Genomic DNA, 8,267 nt, shown 5'->3' on the forward strand with positions numbered 1-8,267 from the left:
GTGGAAGGTATCCAGAAGATCACGCGGTGGCCGCCTTCACGTGCAGGGCCCGCTGGTCACCGGGGCCGTCGCACACCACCTTGGTGGACGCCACTCACCGAACCCGGCGTCACCCCACCCCCTCCGACCTGACACACCTCATGCATCACGGCCCAGACCGCCCCATATCGATGCTCCGCAGGGTCCGGACCGTGGCATAGGTGCACGCGACTCTCAGGTCGTGATGACGCTGCACAAGCTCACCGCGGGGGACGGATACACGTATCTGACCCGCCAGGTTGCTGCGCACGACGCCACGACCCGCGGGTACGACAACCTGGGCGACTACTACAGCGAGAAGGGCGAGGCTCCGGGCGTCTGGATGGGACGCGGGCTTGCCGCCGTGCCCGATTTTCCGGTTGGTGATCGGGTCACCGAGGCGCAGATGGTCGCGCTGTTCGGGGAGGGGCGGCACCCGAACGCCGACCAGATCGAGCGCGCTGCGCAGCTGGCTGGCAAAGACCCGCAGGAGGTCGACCAGGCCAGCCGCCTGGGCGCGCCCTACCGCATTCACGAGCAGGCGAATATTTTTCACCGCCGCTCGGCAGGGGCGTTCCGCGACCACAACACCGCACTCGGCCTGCCCGCCGACACCCCCGTGCCGGCCGAGGAACGAGCCCGCATCCGCACCGAACTGGCCTCGGCCATGTTCGTCGAGACCTACGGCCGTTCGCCGGCCGACGCCCGCGAGCTGTCCGGCCATCTGGCCCGCATCTCCCGGCAGGCCACCACCGCGGTCGCCGGGTACGACCTGACGTTCAGCCCGGTCAAGAGCGTCTCCACGCTGTGGGCGATCGCTCCGCCAAAGGTCGCAGCCGTCATCGAGCAGGCGCACGCCGACGCCGTGGCAGACACCCTGACCTGGTTGGAAGACCACGCCGCCTACACCCGCACAGGCCGCAACGGAGTGGCGCAGGTGGAGGTACGCGGACTGACCGCGGCGGCGTTTACCCACCGCGACTCGCGCGCCGGCGACCCGGATCTGCACACCCACGTGGCCGTCAGCAACAAGGTGCAGACCCGCGACGGGCGGTGGCTCGCGTTGGACGGTCGACTGCTCTACAAGAACAACGTCACCGCCTCAGAGCGGTACAACACCCGCCTGCAGGCGTTGCTCACCGAGCGGCTCGGCGTCCGCTTCGCCGACCGCCCGGACGGGGATCCGAACAAGCGGCCGGTGCGAGAAATCGTCGGCGTCGACGGCCAGCTCCCCCGGCTCTGGTCGTCGCGGCGAACGTCGATCGATACCCGCCGCGCGGTGCTGTCGGCGGAGTTCCAGGCCGACCACGGGCGGCCGCCGACGCCGAAAGAGGCCGTGTCCCTGGCGCAGCGGGCCAATCTCGAGACCCGGCAGCGCAAGCACCAGCCCCGCTCCTTCGCCGAGCAGCGCGCCGCCTGGCACACCGAGGCGCTGGCGGTGCTGGGCGGGGAGAGCGGCCTGCGCGACTACCTCCGTAGTGCACTCACCCCCCGCCGCGGTCCCGAGGGAAAGCGCCCGACGCGCAGATGGGTCGACCAGACCGCCCAGCACGTGCTGTCGACGGTGCAGAGCTCTCGGGCGACCTGGCAGGTGAACCACGTCCGCGCCGAGGCCGAGCGGCAGGCCCGCGCCGCCGCGATCCGGCTGACCGACCTCGACGGATCCATCGACGCCGTCGTCGAGAGAGCGCTGTCCCTGTCGACGCCGTTGGGCAGCCGCGAGCCGGTGACCGAGCCCGCGGCGCTGCGCCGCTCGGACGGCAGCTCCGTCTACACCGTGGCCGGTTCGGCGCTGTACACCTCGACCGCGATCGTCGCCGCCGAGCGAACCATCCTCACCGCGGCCGGACGCCGGGACGGACGCGTGGCGCCGGACGCGGCCGTCGACGTGGCGCTGCTGGAGTCGACCGCCAATCGCGTCGAACTCAACCCCGGCCAGGTGCAGCTGGTCCGCGAGCTGGCCACCTCCGGCACCCGGGTGCAACTGGCGCTGGCCCCGGCAGGCACCGGCAAGACCACCGCCCTGCGTGCGCTCGCTGCGGCGTGGCGAGGCGACGGTGGGAACGTCGTCGGCCTCGCGCCCTCGGCAGCCGCGGCGGCGGTGCTGGGTGAGGAAGTCGGCACCGACACCGACACTCTCGCCAAGCTGATCCACGCACTGGCTACCGGCAACAACGTCCCGCCCTGGGTCGCGCGCATCGGCCCGGACAGCCTCGTGGTCATCGACGAGGCCGGCATGGCCAGCACTTCCGACCTGGCGCGGGCGATCGCGTTCGTCACCGAGGCCGGCGGGTCGGTCCGGTTGATCGGCGACGACCAGCAGCTGGCCGCGATCGGCGCCGGCGGAGTGCTGCGCGACATCGCCGCCACCCACGGTGCCGTCACCCTCTCTCAGGTTCTGCGCTTCACGGACCCCGACACCGGTGCCCCCGACCACGCCGAAGGCGCCGCGTCCCTGGCGCTGCGCGACGGCGACCCGGCCGCCCTCGCCTACTACATCGATCACGGACGGGTGCACGTCGGCGACCTGGCCACGGTCACCGACGACGCCTACGCTGCCTGGTCGATCGACCGAGCCGCCGGGCGCGACGCCATCATGCTGGCGCCCACGCGCGAGCTGGTCGCCGAACTGAACACCCGCGCCCGCCGCGACCGCCTCGCCCAGCAGAACGGGCCGGTCGGACCCCAGGTCACCCTCGCCGACGCCTCGCAGGCATCCGCCGGCGACGCTGTCATCACCCGCCGCAACGAGCGCACCCTTCCGATCAGCGCCACCGACTGGGTCAAGAACGGCGACCGGTTCACGGTCGCCGCCGTCCGCGACACCGGCGCCCTCGACGTCGTCCACCAGCGCACCGGACGGCGCCTCACCCTGCCTGCCGATTACGTCACCGACCACGTCGGCCTCGGCTACGCCACCACCGTCCACGGCGCACAAGGCCTCACCGCCGACACGTGCTACACCGTCGCCACCGGCGAGGAGTCCCGCCAGCTCCTCTACGTCGCCCTGACCCGCGGCAGGCACGCCAACCACCTCTTCCTCACCACCGCCGGCGTCGGCGACCCGCACAGCGTGATCACCCGCGACGCGCTGCTGCCACCCACCGCCGTCGACGTCTTGACTCGTGTGCTGGCTCGCGACGGCTCCCCGACCTCGGCCATGAGCCAGGCCCGCGCGCTGGCCGATCCCGCCGCTCTGCTTGCTTGCGCTGCAGATCGGTACTACGACGCGCTCAATACCGCCGCGGAGGACCGCCTCGGCCGGGACGCCCTCGAGGCCATCGACACCGCCGCCGACGCGGCGATGCCTGGCCTGACCGTGCAGGCGGCCTACCCCGTCCTGCGCGCGCACCTGGCGCTGTGCGCCGTCTCCGGTCGTGATCCCTCCGATGTCCTCGGGCAGGCCCTGGCTTCGGATCGAGGTCTAGACGACGCCCGCGATGTGGCCGCGGTCCTGGACTGGCGTGTCGACCCCACCGGGCGCCACTCGGACGGGACCGGCCCCCTGCCGTGGCTGCCCGGCCTTCCGAAGGCGCTCGGCGACGACCTCGAGTGGGGCCCCTACCTCGCCAACTCCGCCGACCAGGTCAGCTCACCGGCCGTCGACGTCGCCGCCCGTGCACGCGCCTGGACCCCCAACAGCGCTCCCGCGTGGGCGCTTCCACTCATCGACCGCGATCCCCAGCTGGTCGCCGATCTCGCCGTCTGGCGCACCGCCCACGGCGTTGACGACGCCGACCGCCGTCCCACCGGCCCTACGCTGCCGCGCGCCGCTGACGCCCGGGCCCAGCGGGCGCTTGACGACCGCATCACGCGGCTGCTCGGCGACGGGCGCGCGCTCACCGCGCGCTGGGCGCCGCTCGTCGACAGCATCGACCCCCGCATCGCCGGCGACCCCTACTGGCCGGTCCTGGCCGAGCGGCTCGCCGCCGCCGACCGCGCCGGCATCGACATCACCGCGCTCACCCAGGCCGTCGCCGCCGAACGTCCCCTGCCGGACGAGCAGCCCGCCGCTGCGCTGTGGTGGCGACTGTGCGGGCACCTCTCCCCCGCCGCGATGACCGCCACCGGCACCTCCGTCTCCGAGGCGCTGCGCCCGGACTGGAGCCCCGTCCTGGCCGACGTCGTCGGCCCCGCAGCGGCCGAGCGGGTGGTCGCCGACCCAGCCTGGCCCGCGCTGGTCGCCGCCGTCACCTCTGCCGGCGACGCCGGCTGGCAGCCCGACCAGGTGCTGTCCACAGCCCATGACCTGCTGCGCGCCGGTCATCCCGACGACGACCAACTGCGCCCGGACGAGTTGGCCACCGCCCTGGTGTGGCGCGTCGGCGTGCTCACCGACCCGGCGTCCGCCGCACGCGGCCACGCGCCGACGTCGTCGTCCGACCTCGAACACCTGCCCACAGCCGACGGAGTTGCCGACGACGACTGGCTGGCCAGCCTCGTCGAACCCGACGACACCGAAGCTCTCCACGAGGAGCTGGACGGCGACGACCCAGCCACTGCCGAGCACCCCGTCTCGACAGGACTCAACAATCGCACTGCCGACGCCAGTCGCCCACCCGAAGCCGAGAGGGCTGACGAAGGAGGCACCGGAGTTGACCGAGAGCGCCTCCTAGAGCTCAACCAGCAGGCAGCCGACTTCTTCACCGCCCGCTACCGCGGTTCTTGGGCACCGGCCTACCTCACCGACCGGCTCGGCACCGACTTGACGGGAGAAGACCGGTTCACCGTCGGCTACGCCCCCGACGGCTGGACCGCGCTGACCAGCCACCTGTGCCGCCTCGGCGCCACCGAGGCCGAGGTCGTCGCCGCCGGTCTGGGCAGCTACGCCTCCACCGGCCGGGTCATCGATCGCTTCCGCGACAGGCTCGTCTTCGCTATCCGCGACGGCGAGGAGATCCACGGCTGGATCGGCCGCCGCAACCCCGCGCACAACGAGGACGGGGACCACGCCGTCCCGAAGTACCTCAACACCGCGGAGACCGAGCTGTTGACCAAGGGCAACGAGCTGTACGGACTGACCGAAGGCGCTGCGGCCCTGGTTGCCGGCGCCTTCCCGGTCCTCGTGGAGGGCCCCCTCGACGCGCTGGCAGTCACCCTCGCCGGCGAGGGCGACTACGTCGGCATCGCCCCACTGGGCACTGCGTTCACCGACGCGCAGGCCGAGGCTCTACGCCCATTCCTCGGCGATGGAAAGCCCGGCGTCATCGTCGCTACGGACGCCGACCGGGCCGGTCAGCAGGCCGCCGAGCGCATCTTCTGGCAGCTCACCGCCCGTGGTGATGATCCCCACCGCCTCGCCATCCCGACCGGCAAGGACCCCGCCGAGCTGCTACAGACGGCCGGCGCCACCGCTCTGCATCAGGCCCTCGTGGCCTCCCCCAGCCTTGCCACTGCACTCATCGACGCCCGCATTGCCGTCTACGCAGACCGGCTGGATACCGTCGAAGGCCAGGTACACGCCGCTCGCCGCGCCGCGGAAGTGATCGCTGCCTTCCCGTCAAAGAGTTGGCCGGCGCACCTCACCCACGTCGTGGCCTGCACCGGTATCGCGCCCGACATCGCACTGTCCGAAGTGTTCGACGCCGCCCGTGCTCGGACAGAGAATGCTTGCGTGTCGGCACGCACAGCGTTGCCCGGGGAACTTCCCGAACCGTCCACTGACCTGGGGACGGAGCCCTCCACCTCCGTGATGTCCGCAGCGGAGACAGGGTCGGAAACGCTGACCGACAGCGTGCAGGCAGCCCAACGAACCGCATCCGGGGGCCGCCCTCCTCAATCTCCTATTCGGATGGGGCAACGCCTGCGGCTGTGACGCCGTAGGCAGGCGCCCGGGAGGCCCTTGATCATGGGATGTCTACGCTCCCGGTCCCGAGTCCTGAGCACCTGGCATCGCACACGCCGGAGCGACTGCTCCAGCGTCGACAAATCCTCCAGGCACTTCGTACGGCCCCGGATCGCGGCGGTGAGGCCCGTCTTTGCCGCATCTAGCCCTCGACGATCCGAGGCGCTACGGCAACCTTGCTTGACGACTCGGTCGCGAGGGGCGCGTCCGCGCACGGAGGACTTCGCGGCGGCAGGACAGAACTGTCAGACGGCCGTCGCATCATTGCCGCATGACCGCCCCCGTCGTCTGGCCGCGCACCGGCAGCAGCGGCGATGCCCTGCAGACCGCACTCGAGCATGTCCGCAACGAAGCGATCGGTCTCACTGCCTCCGGCGCGGACCTGCTGCCGGCCTACCAGCGCTGGGCAGTCAGCGCCGTCACGCGCCTGCGGCCGCACCTCGCCAGCGACGACGTCGACCGCCTGATCAGGACGGCGACTTTCTGGGCGGCTATGGAACTCGACCCGCACGCGTCGGTTGGCGGGGCACTCATCAGTGGGGAACTGGCGGTCCGTGAGGAAGAGTTGGGGCGCGCCGGTGCGTCCATCGAGTCGTTCCGGCGGCGCTTTGCGGACGTACCCGAGGCAGCAATCGTGCTGGTGCCGGACACCAACGTGCTGATCGCTCACGCCGAGGAAGCTCGCACCGCCGACTGGCGAGGCATGCTCCGAGACCAGGTGCGCGACTTCGATATCCTGCGCGTGGTCATCCCGCTTGTCGTCATCGACGAGCTCGACAGGCTGAAGCAGTCCTCCAAGCAAGCGACGCGGACGCGCGCCCGGCTCATGCTCAAGCTCATCCACGAGCTTTTGGTCGACAGGCCGGACGGCCGCCGCACGCTGCAGGACGCCTCCGGTGAACACGGGGAAGTCACCGTCGAGGTTCTCATGGAGTCCTCCGCGCACGTGCGTCTCACCCGCGCCGACGACGAACTGATCGACGTCGTCGCCCGCCTCCGCGACATGCTCGGCCCTCGCACGGTCATCGTGACCTTCGACACGGGTGCCGATTTCCGTGCCGCGGCTCGATCACTCAGGCACGTCCATTTGGAGCACGCTTATCGTTGAATTGATCCGTTGGAGGGCGGCGGTCGGCGCTGCACTTCACCTTCAGCGCTCCCTGCCTCAGGGACGCTGAAGAGCCGTCATCGCCAGAGTGCAGGGCGAGCACCGCCGGTACTGCCGCACGGTCAGGCAGTATTTTCACTCCGGTTATTCGAGTCGGGGCGGATGTCCAGCGAGGGTAGAGCGTCAACGATCTGCATAGTCTCCAGGGAGACAGTGACGATGCGGGCGAGCAGGTCGAGGATGTACCGGGCGTCCCCGACCTCGCGGGACCAGTCGTTGGGGTCGTTGACGATGCCCGAGGCCTTGTCGGTCTTCACCCAGTAGCGGTCGATGATCCACTCGATCGCCGAGCGGCTGCCCAGCGTGTACCGGTAGGCCTCCTCCGGGATGCCCCGCAGTGTGATCCGCTCGTTGTAGTGGATCACCGACTTGTCACTCCGCAGACCTTCGACCTTCTGCTCCGCGGTCGCCTTGCCGAAGCTCATCTTCTTGCTGCCGACGGCGAAGAATCCGTAGTCCCCCTCGCCCCCCGGGCCGGTCAGGTCCAGCCCCTCCAGCGGGTACGGCTTCACGGTCTCGTAGCCCAGGTGCATCTCGGCCAACTGCCTGCCCGCCGAGGCGAACGCACGGAAGTCGACCGCGAACGGAATGCGCGGCAGCATCTTCTTCAGGTCCGCGGCATAGGTCTCCCGGTACTCCGGCGAGTGCAGCAGACCGTAGACGTAGTCGAAGATGTCGTCCTTGGTGATCGACTCGCCCGGGTACGCCGCCGTGAATGCGTCCAGCGCCTCGTCGGTGATGTTGTCGATGCGCCGGTAGCCGTCGACCACCTCACCATCACCGTGGACGTCGAACATCCCGGACTCGTCGACCTTCTCGTACCGCCACCGCGCGAAGAATTGACCGCCCGAGCCTGCTCCCGTGACATGGAGGTCGGGAACTACGTCCAGCGCAAGAACAGAGAAGGGGACGGCGGATCCAGATCCCACCTGGTAAACGCCGACATTCGTAGCGTTCCGATCGGGAAAGAGGTTAGGGATACGGTATCGACGTTCGATAAGAGCGTCGTCGCGATAGCACACCACCTTGGTGAACGGTCGATAAATGGCGTTCACACTCGCCTGACTGCTAAAGCTGATTTGCTGCCCGCGGGCGTGAGCCGCCTCCAGGCTGCCGCTCCACGCAATCAGGGTCGAATCAGCCTCGATCCACCGTCGATCTTGGTCGGCTCGGTCGGCCTCTGATCTGATCTTGGTCAGCCGGTGCGGGCGTGAAGCAGCCGCCGGTCTGTCCGGC

General features: G+C 70.2%; 3 protein-coding genes. 2 read left to right on the top strand and 1 reads right to left on the bottom strand.

Translation table 11 applies throughout. The annotated features are described in order from the left end of the window. Positions 1–223: 223 nt before the first annotated feature. Together mobF and E9529_RS20480 are read left to right on the top strand one after the other, a co-directional pair. Positions 224–5,833: a MobF family relaxase gene (gene mobF / locus E9529_RS20475; protein WP_236833116.1), complete on the top strand. Its 5,610-nt coding sequence runs from the start codon at positions 224–226 to the stop codon at positions 5,831–5,833. Positions 5,834–6,134: 301 nt separating this feature from the next. Next, entirely contained in the window at positions 6,135–6,971 is an 837-nt protein-coding gene (locus tag E9529_RS20480; protein ID WP_236833115.1) for a PIN domain-containing protein, read from the top strand. Positions 6,972–7,093: 122 nt separating this feature from the next. Here the strand turns inward: E9529_RS20480 and E9529_RS20485 are convergent. Then, positions 7,094–8,267 (bottom strand): type ISP restriction/modification enzyme (locus tag E9529_RS20485; RefSeq protein WP_304505679.1); only part of this gene is annotated, 1,174 nt, incomplete at its 5' end.

Source organism: Blastococcus sp. KM273128 (assembly GCF_021698975.1).
Taxonomy (GTDB): Bacteria; Actinomycetota; Actinomycetes; order Mycobacteriales; family Geodermatophilaceae; genus Blastococcus.

Excerpts from the sequence above, each read along its gene's own strand:
- mobF (WP_236833116.1), top strand. The coding sequence starts at position 224 with ATGACGCTGCACAAGCTCACCGCGGGGGACGGATACACGTATCTGACC.
- E9529_RS20480 (WP_236833115.1), top strand. The coding sequence starts at position 6,135 with ATGACCGCCCCCGTCGTCTGGCCGCGCACCGGCAGCAGCGGCGATGCC.